We start from the raw sequence: 26,968 nt of genomic DNA, 5'->3' as shown, positions 1-26,968 counted from the left end.
ACTCTCGCTTCGGAGCTATCTCAATGCCTTTCGCTCTCTATCTTCTTGCCCTGGTGGTATTCGCCATGGGTACTTCCGAGTTCATGCTCGCCGGCCTCGTGCCCGATATCGCCACATACTTCGGCGTTTCCACGGGGACTGCTGGTCTCCTGACATCGGCGTTCGCCGTGGGGATGGTGATCGGCGCACCTGCGATGGCCGCGCTCACTCGTCGCCTCCCCGTGAAAGCGACACTCTTGGGTTGCGTGATTGTATTCGCGGCGGCACATGTCGTCGGGGCACTCACGCCGGATTTTACTGTTCTGTTCATCACGCGCGTGATCGCCGCGATTGTCAATGCAGGCTTCTTGGCAGTCGCGCTGGGTGCGGCGACGAAACTCGTGGAACCCGACGCCAAAGGTCGGGCCGTGGCGATTCTGATGGCGGGTACCACCGTCGCAACCGTCGCCGGCGTCCCAGCGGGTGCTCTACTTGGTGCGGCACTCGGTTGGCAGTCGACGTTCTGGGCGATCGCTCTACTCTGCGTCCCCGCTGCGATCGGCATCGCCACGGGCTTCACCAATCAAGCTCACGGCTCGGCAAGGGAAAAGTCGTCCTCGACCTCGCTGCGGGTGGAGCTGGCGCAGCTTGCCTCTCCGCGGCTCGTTCTGACGATGATGCTGGCTGCCCTGGTGAATGCCGGCACCTTCGCGACGCTGACCTTCCTTGCGCCGATCGTTACGGATACCGCCGGCCTGAGCCAGTGGTGGGTGTCGGTGGCGCTTGTGCTCTTCGGCGTCGGTTCCTTCATCGGTGTCACTGTTGCGGGACGGCTCTCGGATTCCCGACCTCGAATCGTCATCGTGGGCGGTGGAAGCGTTCTTGTGCTCGGGTGGGTCGCGTTTGCCCTCTTCGCGACGAACCCCGTTGCCCTGCTCGGGCTCGTTTTCGCTCAGGGTGCGTTGGGGTTCGCTGTCGGGAGCACGCTAATTACGCGAGTGCTCTATGCGGCGGCGGGTGCGCCCACCATGTCGGGCTCGTACGCGACCGCGGCACTCAACGTGGGCGCAGCAGTCGGTCCCGTGCTTGCCGCTGCCGCACTCAGCGTGATGCCCGGCGCGCTCGGACCCGTTTGGGTGGCCGTCATCGCGACCGCAGCGGCATTGCTACTCGCCGTTCCCCTTCTTCGGCTGATCGCACCCGCCGAGAGCGAAGTGGTCGAGTGACCCACGCAAACGCGCCTTTGACGGTCGAAGGTCGTCGCCGACTCGTCGAGCGTTGCCGGACTCGACCCCTCGCGCATGTCGCCGCCGAGATGGGCATCTCTCGAGCCACCGCGTCCAAATGGGTCGGACGCTATCGCCGATTCGGTGAACTTGGCTTGCACGATCGAGCCTCTACTCCAAACCGCCAGCCAACGGCAACGCGGACCGATGTCGTGGTGATGATCGAAACCATGCGACGTCACCACAAATGGTCTGCTTCGCGAATCGCTTTCGAGTTGGAACAGGGTGGTAGGAGTATCAGCCGCCGTACGGTCACGCGCCTACTCGCACACCTCGGGCTGAATCGCCGGATGATGATCGACCCGACCGGCGCAACGAACCGGGAACCACGGAAGATAGTGGCTGAGCGCCCCGGCCACATGGTGCACGTCGACGTCAAGAAGACCGGGCGCATTCCGGACGGCGGCGGCTGGCGCGTGCATGGCAAGGGCAGCATCGAAGCAAAGAAGGTGGCGCGGACGAAGAAGCGAGGCGGGAAAACGGGCTACGTGTCTCTCCACTCCGCGATCGACGGATACTCCCGGCTCGCCTATACGGAAGCGTTGCCTGACGAGAAAGCGGCGACCGCAGTTGAGTTCCTCGAACGCGCGAGAGCATGGTTCGCCGCGCATGGCATCACACAGATTGAGCGCATCGTGACCGACAACGGCTCCTGCTACCGAGCATACGCATTTGCCGCGGCGATGGGCGAGAGCCGGCACCAACGCATCACGCCCTACACGCCGAAGCATAACGGCAAAGTCGAGCGCTACAACCGCATCCTCGCCGAAGAGTTCCTCTACGCACGCACCTGGCGCTCAGAACAGGAACGCGCCGCGGCACTCGAAGTCTGGAACCGGCACTACAACTACCACCGACCGCACGGCGCACACGACGGACAACCACCCGCAGTGGCGACGCCGACACTCGTCAACAACGTGCTGGCCTCATACAGCTAGGCATGATCTAACCCTCGGTCTCTGGCGTCGCGACTGCGAAATTTCGCGAGGGTTTCCGAGAAGGTGATTGCGCTTCGCAGATCTCCAGGCGCGTGGGTGCGGACGTAGTCAGCGCCATTGCCGATCGCGTGAAGTTCCGCCGCAAGGCTCGCTGGACCCAGATCCTTTACAGGAAGGCCAACGGTGGCGCCCAAGAAGGATTTCCGCGACACCGAGACCAATAGCGGAAGCCCCAACGCCGACTTCAGCTTTTGAAGGTTCGACAGCACGTGCAGCGATGTTTCCGGTGCGGGGCTCAAGAAAAATCCCATCCCCGGATCGAGGATGAGCCGGTCGGCAGCGACCCCGCTCCGTCGCAAGGCGGAAACCCGCGCCTCGAAGAACCGCACAATCTCGTCGAGCGCGTCTTCGGGTCGAAGGTGACCGGTGCGGGTGGCGATGCCATCCCGCTGCGCTGAGTGCATAACCACCAGCCTGCAGTCCGCCTCAGCAATATCGGGATAGAGCGCAGGGTCAGGAAATCCTTGGATATCGTTCAGGTAGCCCACGCCGCGCTTGAGCGCATAGCGCTGGGTTTCCGGTTGGAAGCTGTCGATTGAAACACGGTGCATCTGATCGGACAGGGCGTCTAAGAGCGGCGCAATACGTCTGATCTCATCGGCCGGCGATACAGGCCTCGCGTCCGGATGGCTGGCGGCCGGTCCGACATCCACGACGTCTGATCCGACTCGCAGCATTTCGATCGCCGCGGTGACAGCGCCGGCGGGGTCTAGCCGCCGGCTCTCATCGAAGAAGGAGTCCTCGGTGAGATTCAGAATGCCGAACACCGTCACCCTGCTGCGTAACATCGTTGCTGCTCCATAACATCAAACATCGACCCACGGCGTAACGCGCTTGCTGCTTGGATGCCCGAGGCATAGACTGTACAAAAAAACAGTCATAACAAGCCATGAAAACCGCCACTGCGCCGTTACCACCGCTGCGTTCGGTCAAGGTTCTGGACCAGTTGCGTGAGCGCATACGCTACTTGCATTATAGCTTACGAACCGAACAGGCTTATGTCCACTGGGTTCGTGCCTTCATCCGTTTCCACGGTGTGCGTCACCCGGCAACCTTGGGCAGCAGCGAAGTCGAGGCATTTCTGTCCTGGCTGGCGAACGAGCGCAAGGTTTCGGTCTCCACGCATCGTCAGGCATTGGCGGCCTTGCTGTTCTTCTACGGCAAGGTGCTGTGCACGGATCTGCCCTGGCTTCAGGAGATCGGAAGACCTCGGCCGTCGCGGCGCTTGCCGGTGGTGCTGACCCCGGATGAAGTGGTTCGCATCCTCGGTTTTCTGGAAGGCGAGCATCGTTTGTTCGCCCAGCTTCTGTATGGAACGGGCATGCGGATCAGTGAGGGTTTGCAACTGCGGGTCAAGGATCTGGATTTCGATCACGGCACGATCATCGTGCGGGAGGGCAAGGGCTCCAAGGATCGGGCCTTGATGTTACCCGAGAGCTTGGCACCCAGCCTGCGCGAGCAGCTGTCGCGTGCACGGGCATGGTGGCTGAAGGACCAGGCCGAGGGCCGCAGCGGCGTTGCGCTTCCCGACGCCCTTGAGCGGAAGTATCCGCGCGCCGGGCATTCCTGGCCGTGGTTCTGGGTTTTTGCGCAGCACACGCATTCGACCGATCCACGGAGCGGTGTCGTGCGTCGCCATCACATGGGCTCTGTTGCAAAGATTGGCGGCAGTCAGAGGTAGGCTGTCGCTCTGCGCCGATCAGGCGGCTGCTGCGAAATGGTGGTTGAGCATGCCCATGGCCTCCGTCAGCGCCGAGGGCCCAATGCCAAAAGCTCTCTCCACAAGGCGCACCTCGCCCCTGATGCCGGGCTGCAGGCACCAGGGGCGAGCCTGTCCTTTGCGCAGGGCTCGCATGACTTCGAATCCCTTGATCGTGGCATAGGCCGTGGGGATCGATTTGAAACCGCGCACCGGCTTGATCAGTATCTTGAGCTTTCCGTGATCGGCCTCGATCACGTTATTGAGATACTTCACCTGCCGGTGGGCCGTCTCCCGGTCCAGCTTTCCTTCGCGCTTCAATTCGGTGATCGCTGCACCATAGCTCGGCGCTTTGTCGGTATTGAGCGTGGCAGGCTTTTCCCAGTGCTTCAGGCCTCGCAGGGCCTTGCCCAGGAACCGCTTCGCTGCCTTGGCGCTGCGGGTCGGCGACAGGTAGAAATCGATCGTGTCGCCCCGCTTGTCGACTGCCCGGTACAGGTAGGTCCACTTGCCCCGCACCTTGACGTAGGTTTCATCCAGGCGCCAGCTCGGATCAAAGCCACGCCGCCAGAACCAGCGCAGCCGCTTCTCCATCTCCGGGGCGTAGCACTGGACCCAGCGATAGATCGTCGTATGGTCGACCGAAATGCCGCGTTCCGCCAGCATTTCCTCAAGGTCGCGATAGCTGATCGGATAGCGACAATACCAGCGCACCGCCCACAGGATCACATCACCCTGGAAATGGCGCCACTTGAAATCCGTCATCGTTCCGTCCGTCCAATCTCCGCCAAGCATGCTCAAGCTTCACGATTTTTGCAACAGAGCCGGTAGTGCAGCTCACCGTTGGGGAACTCGTCTTCGAGCTGCGCGTCGGCCTCGTCGACGCGCACGTGCACGACGGCTGCTCCGTAGCCGGCGGCCTCGCCGTCAATGTGGGTCGAGACGTACGCCTCCGGCGTGTTCTCGCGGGTGAGGAAGCGGCCGGTGGCCACGATCGCGCGAGCGGCTTCCTCGCTGGTGCGGTGGTACAGGTCGAGGGTGGTCATCGCGCCACTGCCTGGGCTCGCGTAACGTAGGTCAGGCCGGCGCGGTGCAGCGCGTCGGCGGGGGTGCCGTTGGTCCAGTCGGGAGCGGCCCCGGTCATGGGCAGCGGAGCGTTCTTGCGCGCGTGCTCGTGCAGCTCGTCGACGAGCGGGTCCCACTCGCCCAGTTCGGCGCCGCCGCTGGGCTCGACGACCTCGACCTCGACCGTGAGGCCGCGGTCGGTGAGGGCCTGGCGGATCGCGGCCGCGTACGCCTCGCGGTAGGCGGCCTGGTCCTGCTCCCACAGCTCGCGTGCCGTCTCCTCGGCGGTCTCGGCGGCCGTCAGCGCGGCCGCCAGCGGATCGTCGGCCGCCACGGCGCGCTGAGCGATCGCCTCGACGATCGCTTGCGCCTCCTCCATGAGCGGCTTCGAGCGCTCGAACAGCGCCTCGTCGTCGGTTCCGATCACGTTCGTCGTCGCAGCGCGAATCTCCTCGATCCGGGCTCGCTCCTCGGCCGTCACGTACGCCTCGAACAGGGCATCGTCGGCCGCCGCCGAGCGGCTGGCCAGCTCGTCGACGTCGCGCTCGTACAGGTCGGTCAGGCCGAAGTCGTAGAACACGTCCTCGACGTCGACCTCGATGCGCACCGGCTCGGTGCGGTAGCGCAGCAGCTCGGTGTCGTCGTCGCCGGCAGTGCTCTGGACGATTTGTCGCACGTAGTCGGCTTCCCACGATCCGGGGCGGCCCGACAGCAGGACCTCGACGCCTCCAACGTTCGCCGCCACGGCGGTGATGACGTGGCAGGCAATCTCTCCGAAGTCGACGGGCTCGGTGTGCTCGTTCGGTGTGCCGGCGCCGATGGTCCGCTCTCGGCGCGCGGCGGCGGTCAGGGCGGCGATCGCCTCAGCGATCGGATCGGGCTCGGGTACGGCCGTCTCGATCAGGGTTGTGGTCATGGTTGGTCCTCTCGGATGGTGACGTGGGTGCCGGGCTCGATGCCGTCGAGCGCACCGGCTGGGACTTCGAGCAGCGCGTCGACGGGCGCTGGTGAGGTCCACCGTGGGCATTGGCTCTGGTCGGTGAGGGTGCACGGGTCGAGCGTGTCGGTGGCGAGCACCTGGTCGTCGACGATCCAGGCGACGTCGATCGAGATCTCCATTCCGGCCATCCACACCTGGTGCTCCTGGCGCTCCTCGAACGGGAACAGCATCCCGGTGCCCTCCGACAGCGAGCTGCGGCCGCTGAGGCCGTCTCGTTGGGTCTGTTCGGTGTCGGCCACCTCGACGCTGAACGTCAGCGCGTCACCGACCTGCACGGTGGCGGTGGTGGGCGATGTGGTCGAGCACGCCGCCAGGGCGGCCGTGAGGGCCGCTGCGGCGATCGCTCGGGCTTTCATGGGTCTACTCCCCCATCGGGCGGCCCTGGGGCAGCTCGCGGGCTCCTACGGCCGGGAACGGCTGCCCGCCGTTGTACTTGCGCTCTAGTCGCTCGACCTCGGCCATGACGGCCTGGTTGATGAACTGCGACAGCGAGCGTGAGCCCTCGGTGGCCATCGTGTGCAGGATCGCCCCGCGGATGCGGTCGGTGTCGGCGCGCTCCTGGTAGAACGACACCTTGGCCGGGTACTTCCTCTTGGGCTGCGGCCGCTGGGCGGCCTGCTCGGCCTCGGCCTCGGCTGCGCGCATCTCGCGCATCTGCTCGGCCTGGTCCGCCTCCTCGTGCTGCTCCCTCGTCCAGCCCGTGGCGTCGACGGCCGCTGGCTCCGCTGGCGGTGAGGTGATGGGGCTCGACCCGGCCAGGCTCGACTTGCGCGGTGTGGGACGGGTCATGATGCAGCTCCTTCGATCGCGGTCAGGTGGTCGGCGTAGATGGCGCCGAGCGCGGTCGCCTCGGCACTCCCCCACTCGTCGAGGCCGTTCGCCGCTTCAAGGGCGTCGCTGATGACGACACGCTTGGGGATCGGCGGGCTCAGGACCGTCAGGCCGCGGTTCTCGGCCGCGGTGTGCAGCTCGTCGAGCCAGGTGCGGCCGCTGACGGTCTGATCCTCGTGCTGGTTCACGATCACGCCGGCCACGGTCAGCGTGGGGTTGTAGTGCTGCCTCACGCTGTCGATCGTGTCGAGGAGCTGCGCCAGGCCGTTGGCGCTGAACAGCTTCGAGTGCGTCACGACGACGATCGACCCCGCGGCCGTCAGGCCGTTGATCGTGAGCTGGTCCAGGCTCGGCGCGCAGTCGATGAGGATCAGGTCGTAGTCGTCTGCGACGGTCGCCAGTGCCTCGCGCAGGCGGCCCTCTCGGCCCGCTCCGGCGATCACGAGCTCGTCGCGCACGTAGCCGAGCGTGACGCCGGACGTGGGCACCACGTCGAGGCCGGGCCACACGCCTCGCACGATCACGTCGCGGATCGTCTCGGGTGCTCGTGAGCTGAGAGCGTCCGCAAGTCCTGCCTGGTCCTCCTCGACGGTCTCGGCGGCCGCCACGGCCGTGAGGTTGCCTTGCGGGTCGTTGTCGACCACGAGCACGCGCTGTCCCCGCAGCACGGCGGAACGGGCCAGGTGGAACGTCGTCGTCGACTTACCGACGCCGCCCTTCTGGTTGCAGAGGGCGATGATTCGAGCTGTCACGGTAATACCTCCAATAGGGCTAATAGTACTGTTAGGGGTGCGGCGCCGCGCTCGCGCAGGCGCCCCACCCCTGGTCGCGGTCAGTAGGTGTCGGTCTCGCGCTCGTCGCTGCGACCGGTGCGCTCGACGGTGACGCTCTGGCCGCGCAGGCTGACGCTCACCTCGTCGGCGCGCACCTCGTGCTGGATGCGCGTGCCCTGCTCGCCGCGGAACTCCGTGACCCGGTACCGGCCGGAGAACGTGATGCGGATGTTGCCGCTTCGCTCGGCCGCCTCGACGAGGTTGGTCGCCTGGCTGCCGCCCACGGCGACGTCGTAGAACACCGTCGGGCCGTCGTCGTAGGAGCCGTCCTCCTGGCGGATGCGGTCGCTCACGGCGACTCGGGCGTAGGTGTAGGGGCCGTTCTCGCCGGTCCGCAGCGTGGGGGTCTCGGTCAGGTTGCCGGTGCGGGTGATGTAGCTCATGGTTCCTCCTGGTTGGTGTTGTAACTCTAATAGTACTGTTGGGGGGAATAGGGTTGCTAGGGTCTACTTGCGCACCACCTCCGTTGCCTCGTCGCGGTCGACCTCGATGCGCAGCGGGTCGCTCAGGTTCTCCACGTGCAGCGTGTAGCCCTCGGTCGTGCGCTCGACGTACAGCGTGAGGACCGTCCGGCCCTCCTCGTCGTCGAAGTCCACCCGGCCGTAGTCGCCCTCCTCCGTGCGCCTCGGTAGGCCGCCAGGGGTGGCCACGTCGCCTCGGACCCACACGTGGGGCTCCAGCCGGGTGCCGTCGTCGTACGGCGTCAGCCTCGTGTTCATGCCCTCATCCTCTCTAACCCTGTTACCCCTAATAGTACTATTACCGTTGCAGTAGGTCAAGCGGAGGCGCCTGCCACGCGCTTGATGTTGTCGGGGCGGAAGCCGGACCAGTGGTCCTCGCCGGTGCCGTCCTCGACGATGCACACCGGGGCCTCGCTGTAGCCCAGGTCCTCGGTGATGTAGGCGCGCGCGTCGTCGTTCTCCCGCACGTCGACCTCGACGAACGGCACTCCCTCCTTCGCCAGGGCCTTCTTGGTCAGCGTGCAGCGCATGCAGCTCGGCCCGGTGCTGTAGACGGTCACGGTCAGCATCTCGGCATCCTCCCATCGCTCATTTTTTGGGTTCGTTCCTGATAGCGGAGCATGGGCCGCCGTGAGCGGCCGGAGTGCAACCCGCAGGGCGGTGGGGGAGAGAAGTTCGGCGCGAAATAAGGGAGCGCAGCGACCGCGTGCCGAAGTTCTCGGCGGAGCCGGCGGCGCAGCCGCTTGCGCGCAGGGCGCGGCGGCCATGATGGAGCGCCAGGAACGAACACAAAACAGCTCGTGCAGCCGGCGGCCGTAGGCCGTCGTCCGTTGGTGCTCGCGGGCGCTCCGTCGCGCGCGAGCCTCGGGGTGCGCGAGGGGTGGGACCCCCCCCCGCCGCCCGCCGGGGCGCCACGGCGTCGCCAGACACTCGCTCGGGCCACTGTCGACACCTCCCAACTCTATTAGCCCCAATAGTACTATTACCGTCACCGTGCGGTAACGGTAATAGTACTATTGTATTAGGCGGCGTCGCTCTCCTCGGCGGGCTCGGTGATCGCGTCGGCCAGTGCGTGGGCGGCCCGCAGCACGTTCGCCGCGGTGGCCTTGATGGTCTCGGCCTCGCCGTTGCTCCATCCGGCGACGTAGCCGACGCTGTAGGCGCTGGTGTCCAGGCCCAGGATGCCCGCGACGACGTACGCCACCGATTCGGCCTCGGTCTCCTTGACGCCGCGGTGCTCGACGTACTCGGCCGGGTCCTGCTCGGCGTGCAGGATGACGTGGGCAGCCTCGTGCAGGGCGGTCTTGGCGGCTTGGGCGGGGGAGAGGTCGGCGTCGACGACGACGCGCCGGGTCCCGTCGGTGGTGGTGTAGCCGTTGGTCTCGCCGGGGATCGCTTCGCGCTCGACGGTCCAGCCCTGGCCGGTGAGGTAGTCCGTGACGGCGGCGAGGATGCCGAGCGGGTCGTCTCCGCGCAGGCGGTGGGCGAGCGTGCTCGGGTCGTCGGCCTCGGGGTCGATGGGGTCGGTCTGGGCCATGTCGAACACGGACACGGGGAAGAACCTCACCCGTCGCTGTTCCTTCTCCTCGCCGGTCTGCTCGTCCTCGACGGTCTCGCGCACGTCGCGGCCGCCGAAGATGCGGATTCCGCGCTCTCCCTTGCGCACCTGGCGGCCGAGCTTCTGCCACGTGCGGTAGCCGGCGACGTGGGTCGCCTCGGGCTTCTGCGCGAGGATCAGCAACAGGTTGTTGATGCTGTAGCGGTGGAACGCCTGGGCGAACGTCAGGAACCGGGTCCAGGCTTCCGAGCTGCGCAGCTCCTCGACCTGCTCCGCGATCGTGGCGTGCAGGCCCTCGGCCTCGGCGCGACGCTCCTCGGGGCTCTTCGTGGTCTTGATCTTGCGGGCCATCTCTCTACCTCCGGTAACGGTAATAGTACTATTAGGGTTGTTGTCAGTGCTCGATGCCGGGGTGCGTGCACTCGCAGCACGCGCGCTCGGTCTTGGCGGCGGGGCACGTCTCGTCGGTCGCGTCGCAGTAGGGGCACACCTGGTAGGGCGTCAGCGTGGCCGGGCTCGGCTCGACGAGGGCCGCGCCGGGGTGGTCCTGACCGTGGTGCTGGCGCCACTGGTCGAGCATCCGGGCGGTGTCCTCCTGGGTGCTGCGCTCGGGGTGGCTCCATCCGCACGAGCACTCGACCCACCACACGGGCTCGCCGTCGGTGCTGCTGGTGCAGATGAGGACGGCTGGCGCGGTCGTGGTGCTCATGGTGACGGGCTCCTCGGGGTCCGGGTGGCTGTTGCTTCCCCCTCCACGTTTTCTTGCCGTGAAGGCACGAATGTGCCGCTAGGGAGAGCCGGCCGGAGTGCAAGAGACCGTGGAATACCGGACTGAGCGCAGCGAGGGAGGATATGCCGCGAAAGCTCTTGCGCGGAGGTCGGCCGACCGTATGCTGCCGAAGGCTTCACGGCGAGAAAACGAGCGCCGTAGGCGCGATGCTGTCGGCCGCGCAGCGGCCGTCGGTCACGGCCCGCAGGGCCGCTCGCGGAGCGCGAGGGCGCAGCTCTCGCCCCTGTCGAGCGCCAGGCTCGATCTGCGTCCGGCTCTGCCGTCCCCACTGTGTGCAGGCCGGCCCCGGCGATCGCCGGGCTGTGCCCATTGGGGGCGGGGGAGTCCTTGTGGTGCAGCTCGACGCCGTGGCGGGCTATGCGATGCGCTCGGCCGACCAGGGGTCGGGCTCGTCGACGCGGCGACGGTGCGCCTGGCCCTGGCGCTCCTGCTCGACGATGCGTCGGGCCTCGTGCCAGTCGAGACGGCCGTCGGCTCGACGTGGGTGCGGGCCGTAGGCGTGGGTGCCAGCATCGGGCAGCAGGGCGAGCTGCCCGCGGCCGGGTCGGTGCTTGGCGCCGGGTCGCCGGGGTGCTCGCATCCACGCCTCCTCAGCCTGCCACCAGGCCCACAGCTCGCGCTCGATCCGGTAGCGCCGGGCTCGCTCGTCGAGGCGGCCGTCGACGTCGAGACGGCGCGCGGCCGCGGTGCGGTGGTCGGTGCGGTGTCGACGCCAGCCCTGGCGCGATCGCACGAGCACGCCGGCCGATACGAGCCGGTCGAGGGTCCGGGCGGTGCTTTCGGGGGAGTCTCCCGTCAGAGCTGCCAGTTCGTCGAGGTCCTGGGGTTCGGTGGTGGTCCGGGCGTAGGTGTTCCCAGCGTGGTGTCCGAGCCCCGGTCCCAGCGTAAACAGGTCGTGCGTGGCGTCACCCGCGCGCGTGGTGAGCGTGGCGAGGAGGGCGGAGCGTTCGGCGGCCCCGGCCCCTGCGGGGCGCGGGTCCGCTTGTGACCGACCTGTATCGGCAGGAGTGTGGATAACCGGGTCGGGGCTGATCGTCCAGTGCGCGCCGTGCGGGCCGGCAGCCTCCTGGGCCTGGGCGATCCATCCGTCCGCTGAGAGGCGTAGGAGGGCCGTGCGGGCCGTTTCACGGCCGACCCCTGCCAGGAGTGCCAGACGGCGGGTATCGGCCTCCACAGCGCCGCTGAGGGCCTGTAGCGCGAGGATGCACAGGACGTCGAGCACCCGGCGGTCGGCTGGGCCGCCTCCGGTGGTCCAGCGGCCGGCGCTGGCGTCGGCGCGGGCCTGCACGCCGCGCACGTGCGCGGCGATCGCGTCGGCCCGTGCGTCGAACGTCGGATCGTCCCCGATCTGGCGGGGCGCGCTGGCTACATGCTTGACGGCCTTGTCCCACTGCCTGCGCAGCACGCGCGCCGCGTCAACGCGGCTGCGCGGCCGGCGGTCGCCGCGGTCGCGGTAGGTGCGCACGTGCTCTAGGCCGGGGGAGTCCTCGACGAGCGCGGCGACGTCGGCGTGATGCCACCGTGCGGCGGCTGCGCCGATCAGGACGCGCCACAGCACGGCTGAGGCGTCGCCGGAGGCGGCGTCCTCGCGCAGGGCGGCGGCCGAGACGGCCGGCAGCTCACGGCGCGGGCCGGGCAGGTAGAGCCGTGCGTGCTCGTCGAGGGGGAGCGGACGGTGTGGGTCGAGGTCATGGGCGGGCTCGGCGTCGTCGACGAGCTGCGCCAGGGCCTCGACGAGCCTGCGCACCTGCTCGGCGGTGCCGGTGGGGTTCGTGAGCGCGTCCAGCGCGCCTGAGAGCACGGTGGAGCGGCCGCCGGCGCGGTGTGGGGCACCTGGTGGCCGCACACAGCCGGTGACAGCGTTGCTGAGCGGGGAGAGGTCGAGGGAGGGGCACACGTGGCGCGCTAGGCGCGCGAGCGTGGCCACGGTCTCCGCGTCGACGCTCTCCGCGAGGGCGGTCCAGACGTGGCGGCCGCCCGTGGGGCCGGACTCACACACCACGGCGTCGAGGCCGACGTCGTGCAGGAGGCCGCACAGCACGTCGGCGTCACGCGCCGCGGCCGCGGCGCGGCCGGCGGTCTTGGCGTCGAGGTCGAAGCACAGCAGGCGGAACCGCCGATCGGCGCCGGCGAGGTAGACCGCCCACGGCTGGCCGGGCTCCTCGCCATCGACGCGGCGGTGGCCGCTGTAGGCGTTCAGGGCGTGCCCGTAGGCGTCCACGCCCGCGACGCGCACGACGGGGCGCGGGCTCAGCGCCGCGGTGAGCCGCCACGGCGCGCCGGGCACGCTAGGGGTGCCTCTGTCTGCGGGTCTTGCTATGATGAACTCACCTCCCGGTGCCACCTGGTAGGTACAACAAGGTCCCGGCCTAGCCAGCCGGTTCCACACATCGCCTCTCGATCTGGACGCCCGTCGCCAAACGAGTCAGATCAAGGGCGCAAGCTTCGGACCCCCGCCCGGCCAAGGGCGGGGGTCACGCTTTTATCCGGCGCGCCGCACGGGCTCACCTCCTGCGCTCGGGTCCAGGTCGAGGCGCGGCTGCGTCGGCAGGTCCCAGCCTTCGGGAATCCCGTCGGGGCCGGGCTTGCCGGCCCGGATCGCCGCCTCGATGATCGCCCACTGCGGCACGTCCGCGGCTCGCATGTAGCGGTCGATCAGCGCCTTCACGTCCGGGGCAATGTCAACCTGCACCCCAACAGTGGGGGTGCCGCGCTTGCGCCGAATCGAGCTGGACATGACACCTACCCTACGCGGAATGTCCTAGGTCTAGGACAGCGACACGCGGGGAGTTCATACCAGGTCGATGCGGCAGATGACGTCTCCAAGACGGAGCGTGGTGCCGGGCGCGAGGACGTAGGGCACGTGTGCCTCGAACAGGCGCGGCGGGTTGGTCTGAGACTCGGTGCCGTTGCCGCTGCCGTGGTCGGTGACGAGGATGCGCCCGTGCTCGTCGACGTCGACGAGCACATGGGTGCGCGAGAGCATCCGCTGTGGGCTGCGGACCTGGATAGGCCGGCGGCCGCCGACGGCCTCGGGGTTTCGGCCGACCGCGACGTTCTCTGCGACGTCGACCGCGCCCTGCGAGCTGAACGTCAGTCGCAGCGTGGCGCGCGGCTGGGGCGTCATCGGCGCCGGCCGGGCGCGGGTCAGGTCCAGCTCGTCGACGGCGGAGGCGTCGGGCACGATGGCCTCGGCGGCGATCGGGTCTGCCTCGACGCGGTGCGGCTCCTCGATGCCGCACTGAGGGCATGTGGTCGACGTGACGGCCTGTAGCCGCCGGCAGCGCCGGCAGCGGCCCTCGTGGACGCTGAGCCCGTCTGCCGGCGGGATGAGCCCGGCGTCGGTGACTGCCTGGACGATCCCCTCGGGGCGGACGGCGAGCGTCCACGTCTGAGCGACCTCGGTCACCGTGACGCGCACGGGTCGGTGCAGTCGGTTGGCGATCGCCACGCACCGGGCGATCATGCCCGTGCGCAGCTCGTTGACGCCGCTGGCCGCACAGGTGCGCTCGGTGCCGTTGATCGTGAGGCTGCCCGTGCCGTCGGCTCGTACGGTGGCGCTGATCCGCGGCCAGTCCGCGACGCGCTCGGCGTTGCGGAAGGCCTGCGTGGCGTTCATAGGCCGCGGGCGACCGCCGCGGCGGCGGCCAGCCAGGCGCGCTGTGTCCCTGGACGCAGCGAGCCGTACCGCAGGAGGCCGTCGACCATCGCGGGGTCGAAGGGCACCGTGACGGCCTCACGCGCGATCACCCGGTAGCCGTCGGCCACACGGGCGACGTCGGCCGGCGGGGCCTTGGAGTCGGCCTGCGTGACCACGACGACGGCCTGCTCGGCCAGGTGCGCCGAGCGCTCGTCGCGGTCCGAGAGCGCTTCGAGCAGGAGCGCGCCGGCCTCGGCGTGGTCGTCGCGGGTGGTGGTGGCCACCACGAGCTGGTCGGTGCGGTCGATCATCCGCAGCCACATGGGGTCGGACTCGTCGTTGCCGCTGTCGATGAACACCAGGCGGTAGTACTTGCTGGCGACGGCGTGGATGGCGTCGACGTCCTCGGGCTCGACGCGCTGCTCGTGAGCCAGCGCGGTCGGCTTGCTGCGCAGCACGTCGAACCGGTCGCGGGTCTGGTGGTGAACGAACCGGGCCAGGTCGGCGGCCTGGGCGCTCGGGCTCAGCAGCCGCTCGACCTGGGGCAGCAACTCGAGGAGGGTCGCGTCGTGCGGCCCCTGCTCGGTCCGCCAGCCCAGGGTCCCGCGCGTCTGGTTGTTGTCCCAGGTCAGGACGCCGGCTCCGCCGTAGCGCGCGAACACGGCGGCGAGCAGGACCGTGCTGGGCGTCTTGCCGGCGCCGCCCTTGGAGTTGACGATCGCGATCGTGCGAGGGCCGGGCCAGTGCTGGGAGACGGCCGCAATGTCGGCCCGCTCGGCGCGCTCGGCCGGGCTCGGGCTAAGCCGGAGACCGGCGCGAGTCAGGATGCCGCGCCATCCCTGGGCGGCAGGCTCCTCGGCCTGCTCCTGGGTGAGGAACGACTGACGCCGCTCCCGGCGCGTGGGGTACGGGGTGCTGAGGTGTGACAGCTCCTCGGCCTGCTCGGCGGCCGAGCGGACCCATCCGCGGCTATGACCGCTCGTCTCCGCCGCGGGCTCCGTGGCCACGGGCTGGCTTACGGGCTCCGGAGCCAGAGGCTCGATCGGAGCAACGGTCAGCTCGTGCGCGGGTGCCGGGGGAGGGCTCGGCTCCGTCCGTGCGATCGCTGGGGGCTCGGCGGGCGCCGGCGGCCGCGCGGCGGCGCCGGCGTCCTCGGCCACGGTGCCGTCACCGTGGATGATGATGGGCCACTCACCCTCGGGGTCGCGGGTGAGAGCGCGCAGCGGCCGGCCGAGCTGGGCGGCGCGCTGGGCGATGAGGGCGACGACCTGGGGCCGCGCCTCGTCGACGTTCTGCGCGTTGATGGTCTGCACGCTGCCGCCGATCGACACCTCTGCGGTGCCGTCCTCGTGCAGCGTGGCTTCGACGCGCGGCCAGGTGGCCGCTTCGGTGGTGGTGCTCATGGTTTCTCCTGCCTATCCGAGCGTGATTCCGACCTCGGACATGAACTGTTCGGGGTCTACGGGGGAGCCGTTGACGTGCACCTCGAAGTGGAGGTGAGGGCCGGTCGACCAGCCGGACGAGCCGACTCGGCCGATCTGCTGGCCAGCCGTGACGCGATCGCCGGCGCTGACGAGCACGCCGCTGGCCCACATGTGCTTGTAGCGGGTCATGACGCCGCCGCCGTGGTCGACGTCGATCGTCCAGCCGCCGTTGGAGTCGGTGTAGACGTCGATCACAACGCCGTCCTGCGCGGCCCAGATGGGGCCGCCGTCGCCGCCACCACCGAAGTCGACGCCGGCGTGGAGCCGGGTGAACGATCCGGTCACGGGATCGGTGCGCATGCCGAACCGAGAGGTGATCGGCCCGGCTGCCGGCTGTGCCCAACCTTCGGCGCTGACCTGGCCGGGCGTCGTCGACTCGCAGCCAGGCGTGACCACGCCGCCGGCGTCGGGCTTGATGTTCAGGTGAACGTGATCGAAGTGGTTCTCGGTGTCGGAGCCGCGGTCCTCCATCGCGCGCCAGCCCTCGTCGGCGCGGTCGGCGGACCAGATTTGCTGCCACCAGATGATGTAGTCGACGCCGAGCTGGTCGGCGTTGTCGATGAGGTACTGCGCCAGGCGGTCGCCGGTGGCCTGGCCGTCGGCAATGTCGTTGGTCATGAAGTCGAGCGCGAGGCCGCTCGGGTGCCCGCCGGGGTCGCGGGCGGACTCGCGGTAACCGCCGACGGTGACGATGCCGAACATGGGGCCGACGGTGTTGGCGACGATCGCGGTTTGCGGCCGGACGTCTCCGAGCGAGTACTGCGAGGACGTGACCGGCTGCTCGCCGGTCGCGATGCCCTGGACGCCGCTGAGCCCTTCGACGACCTGGACGGCCGCGGGCCAGTAGCGCGTGTAGTGGTAGGGGTCGGCGTTCCGCTGGACCCTGTGCGCGACGATCGTCGGCTCCAACGTGTCCCGATCAGGGACGTTGGCGATCATCGCGTTGAAGAAGTTGGTGCTGCTGATGAACGGGTCCATCCGGTCGGCGTACGAGCCCCAGGCGCCGTTGTCGCGCTGCTGGAACAGCCCGCGGGAGTCAGGTCCCACCGCGTCGCCGTAGTCGATGACGCGCAGGCTGGACTCGCCCATGGCGGTCATGACGCCGATCGTCTGGTCACGTGCGGACAGGCCGAGCGCGTTCGCGGCCTGCATGATCCAGGCGGCGTTGACGAGCTGCTCGTGGTCGTAGCCGGCGATCGGCGTGTCAGGAACGGAGTCAGGGTCGATCGTGATGCCCGGCTGCTGCGAGCCGGGCAGGCACAGGTCGTCGCTGTCGTCGCCGCCCAGCAGGATCAGGCTGAGCACGAGGCCCAGGACCAGGGCGGGCACGAGCGCGGCGACGACGAGGACGCCTGACTTCCGATCGGGCATGACTAGTTGACCTCCTCCACGGGGGTGATGCGGCTGACCAGCCACGGGGCGTCAGCGTGCTTGCGGTTGAGCACGAGCTGATAGCGCCCGGCGTCGGTCGGGACCTCGACGGTGGCCACGTACGCGCTGGCGTCGTTGACGATGAAGCCCTCTCCGGTGACTTCGCGGACCGGGATGTTCGCGGGGTCGACGTAGGCGTAGTCCTCGGCCGCCTTGGGTGTGAGGAGCGGTTCGACGCCGGCCCACCAGGTGTCGTAGTCGAGGTCCGGGCGGGCGAAGGCCGTCATGGCTGCCTCGGCCGCGTCGACGACGGCGACCCGCGATGCCTCGTCCCATTCAGGCACGGGCTGGGGTTCGATCGTCTCGCCGGTGTCCTCGTCGACGAGCCCGCTCGGCGGTGGTGTGAACTGGTCGAGGTCGGGCATCGTGGGACTAGGGCTGCTCGTGGTGGTCGGTGTTGGGGTAGGCCCCTCGTCCTGACCGGTGCAACCGACCAGGACGAGGGCGGCCGCCAGGGCGACGCCCCCGATCGCCGCACGTCGCATCTCAGCCCTTCCCCTCGTGTCCTCGACGCGAGGGGACGTTCGCTCCCTGGCGCATGGTCTCTTTCAGCTCGTCGCGGATGACCCGCCACGTCGAGCCGAGCTTGTAGCCGGGGATCACCCCGTCACGCAGCCAGGCGTACGTGTTCTGCCGACTGATGTTCAGCACCTCGGCCACCTCCTCGACGCTCAGCGTCTCCGGGCGGTCAGCGAACAGTGCATCGAGGGCTTCGGTGCTCCGGGCCTCGTTCACTGCGCGCATCCACGCCGCTGGTCGCATGCCCCCATGATAGACGATTCCGCCATGATCCGACAGGATCGACTACGATCCGTAAAATCCCGCATGATGTTGCTTCCTTCCGCTACCGGTGCCATGATGTGATAGAGGGACACTCGTACAACCATTATCGGGAAGGGATCGCGTCGTGTCAGATGGCAGCAACCCGTGGCTCTCACGGCCGACGGAGCCGGAGCACGCCGCACCGGTCGTGACAGAGAGCGCGGCTCGGCAACCGACGGGGCCGGTTGCTCCGCAGCGGGGTGTGCCGGTCCCGGATCGCGCCGACCAGCTCGCGACGTATGACCAGGCGCAGCGCGCTGATCTGTGGTGGCTCGGCGTGCACGGCGGAGCGGGCGAGTCGAGTCTCGCGGCCCTCGTGCCCGAGTGGCGCGGCGCCGAGCACGGATGGCCTCGGCAGCCCGGCGCGGGACCCGCGCGTGTCGTCCTGACGGCGAGGTCGAACATGCGCGGCCTCCGGGCGGCGCAGAGCGCCGCGACACAGTGGGCCTCGGGCATCGTGCCGCACGTCGAGGTTCTGGGCCTGGTGATCGTCTCCGATGCTCCTGGCCGCCTTCCTCGCCCGCTCCGCGAGTTCGCGCAGCTCGTCAGCGGCGGGCTCCCGCGCACCTGGACGGTGCCGTGGATCGACTCTTGGCGGCTGGGCGAAACTCCCACGCTTGCCGACTCACCGCGTGCCGTTCGCCGTCTCGTCGACGAGCTGCACGTAATCCTCGAACCAGGTGCCGCCGGCACCGTCAACCGAAAGGAATCTCCATGAGCACGCTCCTCACCATCGCCGGATCGGTGGGCGACTTCCTCGCCACCGTCCCGCAGCAGGTCATCGCCCAGGTGCCTGACCCCGACCCGATCCAGCCGCCCGGCACGGAGGGCTTCAACTCGATCATGGGCTGGGCCAAGTGGGTAGCCCTGGCGGTCTGCATCCTCGGCCTGTTCGCCGCCGGCGCTCTCATGGCGATCCAGTCGCGCCGCGGCGAGGGCGGCGAGCACGTCGGCAAGATCGGCATGGCGCTCGGTGGCGTCATCATCATCTCCGCTGCCGCCGCCCTCGTCGGCTTCCTCACCACGTAATCAGGAGGGCCAACATGGCTGAGGACAACGAACAGCAAAGTCCGTTCACCCGACCCGGTTTCGTGGCCGCCACGGTGGTCATCGCGCTGATCGTCGTGCTCGGGCTCGTCATCGCCATCGTGAACATGACGCGAGACGATCCCGACCCCGCGCCGACCCCCTCGACGTCGGCCGAGCCCACCAGCGCCGCCCCGACCTCCGAGCCACCGGAGACCGCGGGCGGCGCCAGTGTGTGCGGCCTTCCGGGCGAAGTCCTGGAAGGCACGCTCACGACAGCGCCGGCCGCTGAGTGGGAGTTTCAGGACACCACGGCCTACCCGACCTCGGCAGAGTTCGGGCCGGGAGAGACCAACGGCGACGGCGTGCGGTACTGCTTCCAGCACTCTCCCGAAGGAGCGGTGTTCGCAGCCGCCAACGCGGTCGTCCAGGGGAGCGATTCCGAGCTGGTGGGGGCGTGGCTCGACTACTTCGTAGCCGACGGCCCGCACCGCGATGCGGTCCTGTCTCAGGGCGCCGGCGCCGGCGGCGGCCAGGGCGTCCGCGTCGAGGTGGCAGGTTTCCGCCTCCTTGCCTATGACGGGCAGACGGCCCGCGTCGACGTGGCCGTGCGCGGCGCGACAGGTGGGCAGACCGTCAACCTCTCGATGGTCTACCTCCTCGTGTGGGAGGGCGGTGATTGGAAGCTCACCGTGACCGATCCCAACGCCCCGATCAACGTCGCGAACATCCCCGATCTGGCCGGATACATCTCCTGGGGAGCGTGAGGTCATGAACGACGAAGGGTGCACCGGCTGGTCGTTCTTCAACCCCTTCTGCCACGTCAACGAAGGCGTTGAGGCGGTCGTCGGCAACGCCATCGAGAACATGGCGAACGCCGTCATGGAGGCGTTCGGCAAGGCGATCGCCTCGCTGGGCACGGTGTGGGTGCACATCGGCACGCCGAACCTCACGGGCTCGGGCGGCAGTTCCGCGATCGACGCCGGCTCGTCCGCGCCCGACTCGGCCAACGTGACGTCGGTGATGGGCTACGTGATGTGGATCAGCCTGGCGATCGCAGTGCTGGCGCTGTTCATCCTCGGCGCCCTCATCGCTACGCGCATGAGGGCGGGCGAGGGCATCGCTGCCGTCGGTCGCGTGGGCCTGGTGCTCTCGGCCGTCGTGCTCATCGCGGGTGCCGGCGCGATCGTGGCGGGTCTGATGCCGTCCGGCCCGCGCAATGCCGGCGGAGCCGTGCTCTTCTTGCAGTCCGGCCTCTGGTGGTACATGGGTGCAGCCGCGGTCGTATCCGTCATCATCGGCGGCGCACGGATGGCCTGGGAGCAGCGAGCTGAGCCGGGTCGCGAGACCGTCAAGAGCCTGCTCACGCTCGTGGTCGTCGCGGGCGCTGGCGTGACGATCGTCGGTCTGCTCGTCGCGGCTGCCGACTCGTTCTCGGTGTGGATCATCAACGGCTCGCTGAGCTGTGACGTGACGTCCGACTCGGCGTGCTTCGGCGAGAACATGCTGACGTTGCTGGCGCTCACCACCAACCCAGCCACGGGCGGCCTCGGTGCTCTGCTCATCATCATCCTGGGCCTGATCGCGATCCTCGCGGCCGCGTTCCAGATCGTGCTCATGGTCGCGCGTGGGGGAATGCTCGTGATCCTCGCCGGCATCCTGCCGCTGTCGGCCTCGTTCACCAACACCGAGATGGGCAAGAGCTGGTTCAAGAAGTGCATCGCGTGGCTGGTGGCCTTCATCCTCTACAAGCCCGCAGCGGCGATCGTGTACGCGGCCGCGTTCCAGCTCGTCGGGACCGACGTGTTCTCCGACGACGGGACCGGCCTTCTCGCGGTCCTCACGGGCCTGATGCTGATGGTCATCGCGTTGTTCGCGATGCCGGCGTTGATGCGGTTCGTCACGCCGATGGTCGGTGCGATGGCGGGTGGCGCCGGCGGTGCCCTGGCTGTCGGTGCGCTGGCGGCTCTGCCGAGCGGCGCGGCCGCGGTCGGACGCCTCGCGTCCGGCAGCGGCTCGGGGTCCTCCAACTCGGCGGCGCCGTCCGCCCCGTCCGGCTCGGACGGCGAGGGCGGTTCTCAGGGCTCGCCCGGTCCCTCGGGCGGCGGTGAGACCGGCGGCGGTAACGCACCGCAGCAGGCGCAGTCCTCCGGTGCGCAGCAGGCCGGGGAGGCCGGCGGGGGCACCGGAGCTGGTAGCGCGAGCGGTGGTGCCACACCGAGCACGGGCGCCGCCGCGGCCTCGGCCGGCGGAGGCGGCGGTGGAGCGGCCGCCGCAGGAGCCGGAGCGGGTGGTGGCGCCGCAGCGGGCGGCGCGGCCGCCGGCGGTGGCGCAGCCGCAGCAGGAGCGGCGGCTGGTCCGGTTGGTATCGCAGCCGGGGCGGCACTCGAAGCAGGCAAGAAGGCCGGGCAGGCGGCCGCGGGAGCGGCCCAAAGTCTCGGTGAGCAATCGACAGGTGAAGGGGGCGGTCCTGATGGCAGCCGTTGAGACGAACAGGGGTCCTCGGACCTACGGCAACTGGCGGCGGCCGACGTCACCGGGCATCCTCGGCCTGGGCTCCATCGGCACGGCACTGCTCCTGGCCGGGCTGATCGCCGTCGTGATGACGGTGATGATCGCCGGTCTGCTCGAAGCCGTCATCGTCGCGGCCGTGCTCGGCGCGGTGATGCTGGCGGTCCTGACCAAGGACTCGCACGGCAAGAACGTCATCAGCCGCGGCGGCGCGCGGATCGCGTGGTGGTCCGCACGCTCGCGTGGGTCGAATGTCTATCGCTCGGGACCGCTGGGCCGCGCGCTGTGGGGCACGTATCAGCTCCCTGGCCTCGCAGCTCCGACCCGCCTCAGTGAATGGCAGGACTCCTACGGCCGCCCGTTCGCGCTGCTGTACACGCCCGCGACGGGCTCCTACAGCGTTGTGGTCGGCACGGAGCCCGATGGGGCGGCGCTGGTCGACCAGGAGCAGATCGACGTGTGGGTGGCCGATTGGGGCCACTGGCTCGCGAACCTGGGCGACGAGCCGGGCGTCGAGGCCGCCTCGGTGACGATCGAGACCGCGCCGGACTCGGGCACGCGGCTGCGCCGTGAGGTCGAGCACAACGTCGACGAGGACGCGCCGCCGTTCTCGAAGGCGATGCTGGCCGACGTCGTGGGCTCGTACCCGGCCGGCTCGTCGACCGTGAAGGCGTTCGTGGCGATCACGTTCTCCGCCGCGCAGCGGTCGGGCGGCAAGAAGCGCAAGCCCGACGAAATGGGCCGCGAGCTCGCGGCCCGGCTGCCCGGCCTGACCGCTGGCCTGCAAGCCACCGGTGCCGGCGCCGCGCACCCGTTGTCGGCTCAGGAGCTGTGCGAGGTGGTGCGGGTTGCCTACGACCCGGCCGCCGCGGTGCTCATCGACGAGGCGCACGCCGCGGGTGAGACACCGGAGGTGTTCTGGACCGACGTCGGCCCGTCCGCAGCTCAGGCGTCTTGGGACCGTTACCGCCACGACTCGGGGTCCTCGTGCACCTGGTCGATGACGCAGGCGCCGCGCGGCAACGTGCAGAGCGGCGTGCTGGCGCGGCTCCTGGCTCCGCACCGCGATATCGCCCGTAAGCGCGTGACGCTGCTGTATCGGCCGATCGACGCCGCCAAGGCGGCCGCGATCGTCGAGGCGGACCTGCGGGCCGCTGAGTTCCGGGTCACCTCGACGAGCAAGCCAGCCGCCCGCGACAGCCTGGCCGTGCGCGCCGCGTCGGCCACGGCGCAGGAGGAGGCGTCCGGGGCGGGCCTAGTGCAGTTCGGGATGCTCGTGACCGCCACGGTGATGGACCTGTCCAAGCAGGCCGACGCTCGCGCGGCGATCGACAACCTGGCAGCGACAGCCCGACTGCGCCTGCGTCCCGTGTACGGGTCGCAGGACTCGGCGTTCGCGGCGGCGCTGCCGCTCGGCCTGGTGCTGCCCAAGCACATCAAGGTCCCGGCCGAGCTGAGGGAGAAGCTGTGAGCGGGAAGCGATCGCGTCAGAAGCGTGGGAGCGCAAAGGTCGAGCAGCCGCGCGAGCTGCGCCCGCAGCGGCCACCGATGCGGGGGTGGCTCGGCCGCGGCCGCGGCACGTCGAGCTACGTGCAGCAGGCCGATGAGTGGCGCGGCACGACCGTGCAGGTGTGCGGCATGTGGCCGTTCGCGATCGGCACGGGCACTCCGATGGTCGGCGTGCCCCTCGGCCGTCACATTCACACCGGGGCGACGCTCTGCTGCGATCCCATCTCCTGGTTCCAGCGCGCGAAGCTCATCTCGAACCCGTCGGCGTTCGTGCTCGGCAAGCCGGGCCTGGGCAAGTCGACGATCGTGCGCCGCATGGCCACAGGGCTCGCCGGCTACGGCGTAATGCCGCTGGTGCTGGGCGATCTGAAGCCCGATTACGTCGACCTCATCGAGGCGCTGGGCGGCCAGGTCATCACGCTCGGCCGGGGCCGGGGCTACCTGAACATCCTCGACCCCGGCGAGGCGACGGAAGCCGCGACGCGGCTGCGCGAGGCCGGCTTCGAGAAGGAGGCCTCCCAGGTCCTCGCGGACGCTCACGGGCGCCGGCACACGATGGTGTCGGCGCTGCTGACGATCCTCCGGTCGGCGCCGCCGACCGATCGTGAGGAGACGATCATCGACCGCGCGTTGAAGCACCTCGACGAGCACCACCACGGCGTGCCCGTCCTGGGCGATCTGCTGCGCGTGATCCAGGACGGTCCGCCGGAGGTGCGTGCCGTCGCGCTCGATCGCGGCGACGACGCTCGCTACAAGGCGATCACGGAGGACCTGGAAGCCTCCCTCATCGGCCTGGTGGGCGGTGGCCGGCTCGGAGAAACCTTCGCCCGCCAGACCACCAACCCGATGCGCCGTGACGCTCCGGTGGTCTACGACGTGAGCGCGATCGACGACTCCGAGATGGACCTACAGGCAGCGACTCTGCTCGCGTGCTGGTCGGCGGGCTTCGGCACGGTGAACGTCGCGAACGCCCTCGCGGACGCGGGCCTGGAACCGCGCCGGCACTACTTCGTGATCCTCGACGAGCTGTGGAGGGCGCTGCGCGCCGGGCGCGGCATGGTCGATCGCGTCGACGCGCTGACGCGCCTGAACCGGCAGCGAGGCGTCGGCATGGCGATGATCTCGCACACGATGAGCGACCTGCTCGCGCTGGCCAGCGAGGAGGACCGCATGAAGGCCCGCGGCTTCGTCGAGCGGTCCGGCATGGTCATCTGCGGCGGACTGCCCTCGGCCGAGATGCCTCAGTTGAGCGCCGCGGTGCCCTTCTCCCAGGCCGAGCAAGAGCTGCTGATCGGCTGGCAGGACCCGCCGGCGTGGGACCCCTCGACCGGCCGCGAGGCCGAGCCGCCGGGACGGGGCAAGTTCCTCGTCAAGGTCGGCGGCCGCCCCGGCATCCCCGTCAACGTGCAGCTCACCGCCACGGAGCTGTCGATCAACGACACCAACAAGCTGTGGCACGAGCAGTCTCGCGTGGGCCGGCGCGCGCTGCGCGCCGTGGAAGGAGCGAGCACATGAGCACCCCGAACAACCGCCGCCGCGATCCCGGCGGCCTCTCCGCTGAGGCGGTGTTGGTCTGGATCGGCGTCCTGCTCGTGGTGGTCGTCGTCGGCTCGGTCTACGCCGCGATGCACCTCGGGCACCGCTTCGCCGGGACGGGCACTGAGGTGCCCGCCGATCCGTTCACGGTCCTGTTCGGCCTGCTCGGTGGCGACCTCGCGTGGCCCGGTGCCGCTGGCTGGTGGGTGCTCGGCGTCATGGGAGGGCTGCTCCTGGCGCTCGGCGTGCTGATCGGCCTCACGCTGCGCCGGATGCGCCGGCGCCGCTCCCGCGTCGACCGCGCCGCCTCCTACATGGGTCGCGGTCGCGACGTCGAGGACCTGAGCCGCAAGAGCGTGACCGCGAAGGCGGAACGACTCGGCGTCACCGGGGCGCCGGGCGTGCCGATCGGCCGCACGGTCGCCGCTGGCCAGCAGCTCTACGGCTCATGGGAGGACATGCACATCGACATCTGGGGTCCGCGCACCGGCAAGACCACCTCTCGCGCCGTGCCGGCCATCCTCGATGCGCCGGGCTCGGTGTTGGTGACGTCGAACAAGCGCGACGTCGTGGACGCGACCAGAGACGTCCGCAGCGAGGCCGGCCCGGTGTGGGTGTTCGACCCGCAGTCGATCGCGCTGGAAGAGCCCACCTGGTGGTGGAACCCGCTCTCCTACGTCACCGACGAGGTGCGCGCGGCGAAGCTGGCTGAGCACTTCGCGTCGGGCAGCCGTGATCCGGGCGCCAAGACCGATGCGTACTTCGACCCGGCCGGCCAGGACCTCCTGGCCGGGCTCCTGCTCGCCGCGGCGCTCGATCACCGGCCGATCACCGACGTCTACACGTGGCTGACGCGCCCGACCGACGAGACCGCCGTCGACATTCTGCGTGAGCACGACTTCGCGCTCACGGCCGATCAGGTCGCCGGCGTCGTGTCGGCGCCGGAGAAGCAGCGCGGGGGCATCTTCGGCACGGCCATGCAGATGGCGTCGTGCCTGACGAATCGACAGGTGGCGCGCTGGGTGACGCCCCAGGGCGCCGCCGACCCTCGTAAGCAGTTCAGCCCCGACGACTTCGTGCGCGCCGACGGCGGCACGCTGTACTCGCTGTCCAAGGAGGGGCGCGGCACTGCCGGCCCGCTCGTGACGGCGCTGACCGTCGCCGTCGTCGAGGCCGCGGAGGAGCTGGCCTCCCGCTCTGCCGGCGGACGGCTGAGGACCCCGCTGCTCGGGGTCCTCGACGAGGCGGCGAACGTGTGCCGGTGGCGCGCGCTTCCCGACCTCTACAGCCACTACGGCAGCCGCGGCATCGTGCTCATGACGATCTTGCAGTCCTGGTCCCAGGGCGTCGAGGTGTGGGGCGAGTCCGGGATGCGCAAGCTCTGGTCCGCGTCGAACGTCAAGGTCTACGGTGGCGGCGTCGACGAGGACGCCTTCTTGGAGCACCTGTCGAAGGTCATCGGTGACTACGATCGGCTGTCCTCCTCGACCTCTTACGGCCGTGGCCACCGCACGGTCTCCCAGCAGCTCCACCGTGAACGCATCCTCGACGTCGCGGACCTCGCGGCGATGCCGAAGGGCCGCGCCGTCGTCCTCTCGTCGGGTTCTCGGCCGACGCTCATCCGCACGGTGCCGTGGATGACCGGCCCGCACGCTGAGGCCGTGACGGCCTCGATCGCCGCGCACGACCCGAAGGCCGAGCGCACGATCCGCGAGGCTCAGACGGAGCTTGCGGCCGTCGAGGCGGCCCTGTCGCCGGAAGGGGCACCCTCGTGAGCGATTGGGGAGACGACGAGCTGGAAGGCATCGAGGCGCAGCCGGTCGACGTCGACGAGCCCGACGCGCCGACGTTCGGTGTCGACGTGCGATCGCTGGCCGGGCAGCTCGTCGACGTCGCGGTTCAGTCCGCGGTCGGCGGAGAGGTCTCGAAGGCGGCCCAGGCGGCCGTCAAGGAGCTGATGACCCCGGAGGTGCGCGAGGCGATCCGGCGGCGCGCCGACGAAGCGGCGGCCGCGGCGATCGCGGAGCAGGTCGAGGGGCCACAGGACGCCGAGCCGGCCCCGGAGCTGTACTACGGCAGCGTCGACGAGTTCGTGCGCGAGTATCTGCGCAACGTCTACCGCCGGCGTATCGACGGCCGGCATCGGTGCTGGGCTGGCCGCTGGTGGGAGCACGACGAGGCGGTGATTCGCCTCGAAGCCCTGTGGCGATCGTGGGAGCACCTGCGCCAGGACGCGGCCACCGGGATGAGCGTGTGGTGGCGCGATCACGCCGACCACCACATGGCGGTGCTGATGGACCCGGACGGCCCGTTCGCCACGGCGACGGAGGGCGAGGAGAACACCTCGAAGCGGGGCGAGCCGCTGCCCTACGTCGAGCCGCCGGAGGGCATGTTCCCCGATGTGCGCGAGGAGCCGGCGGACCCGCCTGGCGACGACGCGCACTGAGCTGCACGCGAGAGAGGGACCGCACCCCGTGGGGTTGCGGTCCCTCTCTGCTGTGTGTGACTG

General features: G+C 69.5%; 29 protein-coding genes and 1 pseudogene. 11 read left to right on the top strand and 19 right to left on the bottom strand.

Features of this window, described 5'->3' with window-relative positions; all coding sequences use genetic code 11:
• Positions 1-23 precede the first annotated feature (23 nt).
• Positions 24-1,205 carry a Cmx/CmrA family chloramphenicol efflux MFS transporter gene (locus tag A5728_RS06440; protein ID WP_064846254.1) on the top strand — a complete coding sequence of 394 codons (1,182 nt, stop codon included), beginning with the start codon at positions 24-26 and terminating at the stop codon, positions 1,203-1,205.
• Complete coding sequence (locus A5728_RS06435) at positions 1,202-2,203, top strand: IS481 family transposase (protein ID WP_064846253.1); 1,002 nt, start codon at positions 1,202-1,204, stop codon at positions 2,201-2,203. Before A5728_RS06440 ends, A5728_RS06435 begins: the two co-directional genes overlap by 4 nt.
• Here A5728_RS06435 and sul1 read toward each other — a convergent pair.
• On the bottom strand, positions 2,200-3,051 hold the full coding sequence (gene sul1, locus A5728_RS06430) for a sulfonamide-resistant dihydropteroate synthase Sul1 (protein ID WP_000946487.1): 852 nt from the start codon (positions 3,049-3,051) through the stop codon (positions 2,200-2,202). The two genes, A5728_RS06435 and sul1, sit on opposite strands and share 4 nt — an antisense overlap.
• A gap of 101 nt (positions 3,052-3,152) precedes the next feature.
• Here sul1 and intI1 point away from each other — a divergent pair.
• Positions 3,153-3,908, top strand: a pseudogene (gene intI1 / locus A5728_RS06425) (class 1 integron integrase IntI1); the annotation flags it as partial.
• Between the two features lie 54 nt (positions 3,909-3,962).
• On the opposite strand, the gene A5728_RS06420 reads toward intI1, so the two are convergent.
• The 18 genes from A5728_RS06420 to A5728_RS06335 form a co-directional block, all read right to left on the bottom strand.
• A complete protein-coding gene (locus A5728_RS06420) occupies positions 3,963-4,727 on the bottom strand; it encodes an IS6-like element IS6100 family transposase (RefSeq protein ID WP_001389365.1) in 765 nt (254 codons plus the stop codon).
• A gap of 32 nt (positions 4,728-4,759) precedes the next feature.
• Positions 4,760-5,008, bottom strand: coding sequence for a hypothetical protein (locus tag A5728_RS06415; RefSeq protein ID WP_064846251.1), 249 nt, complete (start codon positions 5,006-5,008; stop codon positions 4,760-4,762).
• Positions 5,005-5,943 carry a hypothetical protein gene (locus A5728_RS06410; protein ID WP_064846249.1) on the bottom strand — a complete coding sequence of 313 codons (939 nt, stop codon included), beginning with the start codon at positions 5,941-5,943 and terminating at the stop codon, positions 5,005-5,007. Before A5728_RS06410 ends, A5728_RS06415 begins: the two co-directional genes overlap by 4 nt.
• Positions 5,940-6,383: a DUF192 domain-containing protein gene (locus A5728_RS06405; RefSeq protein ID WP_064846247.1), complete on the bottom strand. Its 444-nt coding sequence runs from the start codon at positions 6,381-6,383 to the stop codon at positions 5,940-5,942. Before A5728_RS06405 ends, A5728_RS06410 begins: the two co-directional genes overlap by 4 nt.
• A 4-nt stretch (positions 6,384-6,387) precedes the next feature.
• Positions 6,388-6,816, bottom strand: a complete 429-nt coding sequence (locus tag A5728_RS06400; RefSeq protein ID WP_064846245.1) for a hypothetical protein — start codon at positions 6,814-6,816, stop codon at positions 6,388-6,390.
• Complete coding sequence (locus A5728_RS06395) at positions 6,813-7,610, bottom strand: ParA family protein (protein WP_064846243.1); 798 nt, start codon at positions 7,608-7,610, stop codon at positions 6,813-6,815. Before A5728_RS06395 ends, A5728_RS06400 begins: the two co-directional genes overlap by 4 nt.
• A gap of 80 nt (positions 7,611-7,690) precedes the next feature.
• On the bottom strand, positions 7,691-8,074 hold the full coding sequence (locus A5728_RS06390; RefSeq protein WP_064846242.1) for a single-stranded DNA-binding protein: 384 nt from the start codon (positions 8,072-8,074) through the stop codon (positions 7,691-7,693).
• 63 nt (positions 8,075-8,137) lie between these two features.
• Positions 8,138-8,410, bottom strand: coding sequence for a hypothetical protein (locus A5728_RS06385; RefSeq protein WP_064846240.1), 273 nt, complete (start codon positions 8,408-8,410; stop codon positions 8,138-8,140).
• 56 nt (positions 8,411-8,466) lie between these two features.
• Positions 8,467-8,721 (bottom strand): glutaredoxin family protein, encoded by a 255-nt coding sequence (locus tag A5728_RS06380; RefSeq protein WP_156523399.1) that lies wholly within the window; start codon positions 8,719-8,721, stop codon positions 8,467-8,469.
• 452 nt (positions 8,722-9,173) lie between these two features.
• Entirely contained in the window at positions 9,174-10,061 is an 888-nt protein-coding gene (locus A5728_RS06375; protein WP_064846238.1) for an ArdC-like ssDNA-binding domain-containing protein, read from the bottom strand.
• Between the two features lie 43 nt (positions 10,062-10,104).
• Positions 10,105-10,419 carry a hypothetical protein gene (locus A5728_RS06370; protein WP_064846236.1) on the bottom strand — a complete coding sequence of 105 codons (315 nt, stop codon included), beginning with the start codon at positions 10,417-10,419 and terminating at the stop codon, positions 10,105-10,107.
• Between the two features lie 436 nt (positions 10,420-10,855).
• Positions 10,856-12,787, bottom strand: a complete 1,932-nt coding sequence (locus A5728_RS06365) for a hypothetical protein (RefSeq protein WP_231885544.1) — start codon at positions 12,785-12,787, stop codon at positions 10,856-10,858.
• A gap of 195 nt (positions 12,788-12,982) precedes the next feature.
• Positions 12,983-13,237: a hypothetical protein gene (locus A5728_RS06360; RefSeq protein WP_064846234.1), complete on the bottom strand. Its 255-nt coding sequence runs from the start codon at positions 13,235-13,237 to the stop codon at positions 12,983-12,985.
• 54 nt (positions 13,238-13,291) lie between these two features.
• Positions 13,292-14,119 carry an FHA domain-containing protein gene (locus A5728_RS06355; RefSeq protein ID WP_064846233.1) on the bottom strand — a complete coding sequence of 276 codons (828 nt, stop codon included), beginning with the start codon at positions 14,117-14,119 and terminating at the stop codon, positions 13,292-13,294.
• Complete coding sequence (locus tag A5728_RS06350; RefSeq protein ID WP_064846232.1) at positions 14,116-15,543, bottom strand: AAA family ATPase; 1,428 nt, start codon at positions 15,541-15,543, stop codon at positions 14,116-14,118. The genes A5728_RS06355 and A5728_RS06350 overlap by 4 nt, the downstream gene beginning before the upstream one ends.
• 12 nt (positions 15,544-15,555) lie before the next feature.
• The gene (locus A5728_RS15105; protein WP_255359883.1) at positions 15,556-15,924 is read right to left on the bottom strand and encodes a M23 family metallopeptidase; all 369 of its coding nucleotides are present in this window, start codon (positions 15,922-15,924) and stop codon (positions 15,556-15,558) included.
• A gap of 1,073 nt (positions 15,925-16,997) precedes the next feature.
• Positions 16,998-17,420, bottom strand: a complete 423-nt coding sequence (locus A5728_RS06340; protein ID WP_064846230.1) for a hypothetical protein — start codon at positions 17,418-17,420, stop codon at positions 16,998-17,000.
• Positions 17,421-17,541: 121 nt separating this feature from the next.
• The gene (locus A5728_RS06335) at positions 17,542-17,817 is read right to left on the bottom strand and encodes a helix-turn-helix domain-containing protein (RefSeq protein WP_231885543.1); all 276 of its coding nucleotides are present in this window, start codon (positions 17,815-17,817) and stop codon (positions 17,542-17,544) included.
• Between the two features lie 262 nt (positions 17,818-18,079).
• Between A5728_RS06335 and A5728_RS06330 the strand changes: the two genes are divergently transcribed.
• The 8 genes from A5728_RS06330 to A5728_RS06295 all read left to right on the top strand — a co-directional run bounded on the left by A5728_RS06330 (position 18,080) and on the right by A5728_RS06295 (position 26,905).
• Entirely contained in the window at positions 18,080-18,595 is a 516-nt protein-coding gene (locus A5728_RS06330) for a DUF6668 family protein (protein ID WP_197493115.1), read from the top strand.
• The gene (locus A5728_RS06325; protein ID WP_064846228.1) at positions 18,592-18,906 is read left to right on the top strand and encodes a hypothetical protein; all 315 of its coding nucleotides are present in this window, start codon (positions 18,592-18,594) and stop codon (positions 18,904-18,906) included. The genes A5728_RS06330 and A5728_RS06325 overlap by 4 nt, the downstream gene beginning before the upstream one ends.
• A 14-nt stretch (positions 18,907-18,920) precedes the next feature.
• The gene (locus A5728_RS06320) at positions 18,921-19,670 is read left to right on the top strand and encodes a hypothetical protein (RefSeq protein WP_064846227.1); all 750 of its coding nucleotides are present in this window, start codon (positions 18,921-18,923) and stop codon (positions 19,668-19,670) included.
• 4 nt (positions 19,671-19,674) lie between these two features.
• On the top strand, positions 19,675-21,390 hold the full coding sequence (locus tag A5728_RS06315; RefSeq protein ID WP_082943287.1) for a hypothetical protein: 1,716 nt from the start codon (positions 19,675-19,677) through the stop codon (positions 21,388-21,390).
• On the top strand, positions 21,377-22,885 hold the full coding sequence (locus tag A5728_RS06310) for an SCO6880 family protein (protein WP_197493112.1): 1,509 nt from the start codon (positions 21,377-21,379) through the stop codon (positions 22,883-22,885). Before A5728_RS06315 ends, A5728_RS06310 begins: the two co-directional genes overlap by 14 nt.
• Before the next feature lie 77 nt (positions 22,886-22,962).
• Positions 22,963-24,438, top strand: coding sequence for an ATP/GTP-binding protein (locus A5728_RS06305; protein WP_197493111.1), 1,476 nt, complete (start codon positions 22,963-22,965; stop codon positions 24,436-24,438).
• The gene (locus A5728_RS06300; RefSeq protein ID WP_064846225.1) at positions 24,435-26,234 is read left to right on the top strand and encodes a type IV secretory system conjugative DNA transfer family protein; all 1,800 of its coding nucleotides are present in this window, start codon (positions 24,435-24,437) and stop codon (positions 26,232-26,234) included. The genes A5728_RS06305 and A5728_RS06300 overlap by 4 nt, the downstream gene beginning before the upstream one ends.
• Complete coding sequence (locus tag A5728_RS06295) at positions 26,231-26,905, top strand: DUF4913 domain-containing protein (RefSeq protein WP_082943286.1); 675 nt, start codon at positions 26,231-26,233, stop codon at positions 26,903-26,905. The genes A5728_RS06300 and A5728_RS06295 overlap by 4 nt, the downstream gene beginning before the upstream one ends.
• Positions 26,906-26,968 lie beyond the last annotated feature (63 nt).

Origin of the sequence: Kocuria sp. ICS0012 (assembly GCF_001665945.1) — a bacterium.
Classification (GTDB): domain Bacteria; phylum Actinomycetota; class Actinomycetes; order Actinomycetales; family Micrococcaceae; genus Kocuria; species Kocuria marina.
The sequence above is the reverse complement of the archived record's forward strand: the minus strand, read 5'-3'. Positions and strand labels throughout refer to the sequence as shown.

Coding starts and splice junctions, on each gene's coding strand:
- A5728_RS06440 (WP_064846254.1), top strand. CDS start 24: ATGCCTTTCGCTCTCTATCTTCTTGCCCTGGTGGTATTCGCCATGGGT.
- sul1 (WP_000946487.1), bottom strand. CDS start 3,051: ATGTTACGCAGCAGGGTGACGGTGTTCGGCATTCTGAATCTCACCGAG.
- A5728_RS06420 (WP_001389365.1), bottom strand. CDS start 4,727: ATGACGGATTTCAAGTGGCGCCATTTCCAGGGTGATGTGATCCTGTGG.
- A5728_RS06415 (WP_064846251.1), bottom strand. CDS start 5,008: ATGACCACCCTCGACCTGTACCACCGCACCAGCGAGGAAGCCGCTCGC.
- A5728_RS06410 (WP_064846249.1), bottom strand. CDS start 5,943: ATGACCACAACCCTGATCGAGACGGCCGTACCCGAGCCCGATCCGATC.
- A5728_RS06405 (WP_064846247.1), bottom strand. CDS start 6,383: ATGAAAGCCCGAGCGATCGCCGCAGCGGCCCTCACGGCCGCCCTGGCG.
- A5728_RS06400 (WP_064846245.1), bottom strand. CDS start 6,816: ATGACCCGTCCCACACCGCGCAAGTCGAGCCTGGCCGGGTCGAGCCCC.
- A5728_RS06390 (WP_064846242.1), bottom strand. CDS start 8,074: ATGAGCTACATCACCCGCACCGGCAACCTGACCGAGACCCCCACGCTG.
- A5728_RS06385 (WP_064846240.1), bottom strand. CDS start 8,410: ATGAACACGAGGCTGACGCCGTACGACGACGGCACCCGGCTGGAGCCC.
- A5728_RS06380 (WP_156523399.1), bottom strand. CDS start 8,721: ATGCTGACCGTGACCGTCTACAGCACCGGGCCGAGCTGCATGCGCTGC.
- A5728_RS06375 (WP_064846238.1), bottom strand. CDS start 10,061: ATGGCCCGCAAGATCAAGACCACGAAGAGCCCCGAGGAGCGTCGCGCC.
- A5728_RS06370 (WP_064846236.1), bottom strand. CDS start 10,419: ATGAGCACCACGACCGCGCCAGCCGTCCTCATCTGCACCAGCAGCACC.
- A5728_RS06360 (WP_064846234.1), bottom strand. CDS start 13,237: ATGTCCAGCTCGATTCGGCGCAAGCGCGGCACCCCCACTGTTGGGGTG.
- A5728_RS06355 (WP_064846233.1), bottom strand. CDS start 14,119: ATGAACGCCACGCAGGCCTTCCGCAACGCCGAGCGCGTCGCGGACTGG.
- A5728_RS06350 (WP_064846232.1), bottom strand. CDS start 15,543: ATGAGCACCACCACCGAAGCGGCCACCTGGCCGCGCGTCGAAGCCACG.
- A5728_RS15105 (WP_255359883.1), bottom strand. CDS start 15,924: ATGCGCACCGATCCCGTGACCGGATCGTTCACCCGGCTCCACGCCGGC.
- A5728_RS06340 (WP_064846230.1), bottom strand. CDS start 17,420: ATGCCCGACCTCGACCAGTTCACACCACCGCCGAGCGGGCTCGTCGAC.
- A5728_RS06335 (WP_231885543.1), bottom strand. CDS start 17,817: ATGCGACCAGCGGCGTGGATGCGCGCAGTGAACGAGGCCCGGAGCACC.
- A5728_RS06325 (WP_064846228.1), top strand. CDS start 18,592: ATGAGCACGCTCCTCACCATCGCCGGATCGGTGGGCGACTTCCTCGCC.
- A5728_RS06320 (WP_064846227.1), top strand. CDS start 18,921: ATGGCTGAGGACAACGAACAGCAAAGTCCGTTCACCCGACCCGGTTTC.
- A5728_RS06315 (WP_082943287.1), top strand. CDS start 19,675: ATGAACGACGAAGGGTGCACCGGCTGGTCGTTCTTCAACCCCTTCTGC.
- A5728_RS06310 (WP_197493112.1), top strand. CDS start 21,377: ATGGCAGCCGTTGAGACGAACAGGGGTCCTCGGACCTACGGCAACTGG.
- A5728_RS06305 (WP_197493111.1), top strand. CDS start 22,963: ATGCGGGGGTGGCTCGGCCGCGGCCGCGGCACGTCGAGCTACGTGCAG.
- A5728_RS06300 (WP_064846225.1), top strand. CDS start 24,435: ATGAGCACCCCGAACAACCGCCGCCGCGATCCCGGCGGCCTCTCCGCT.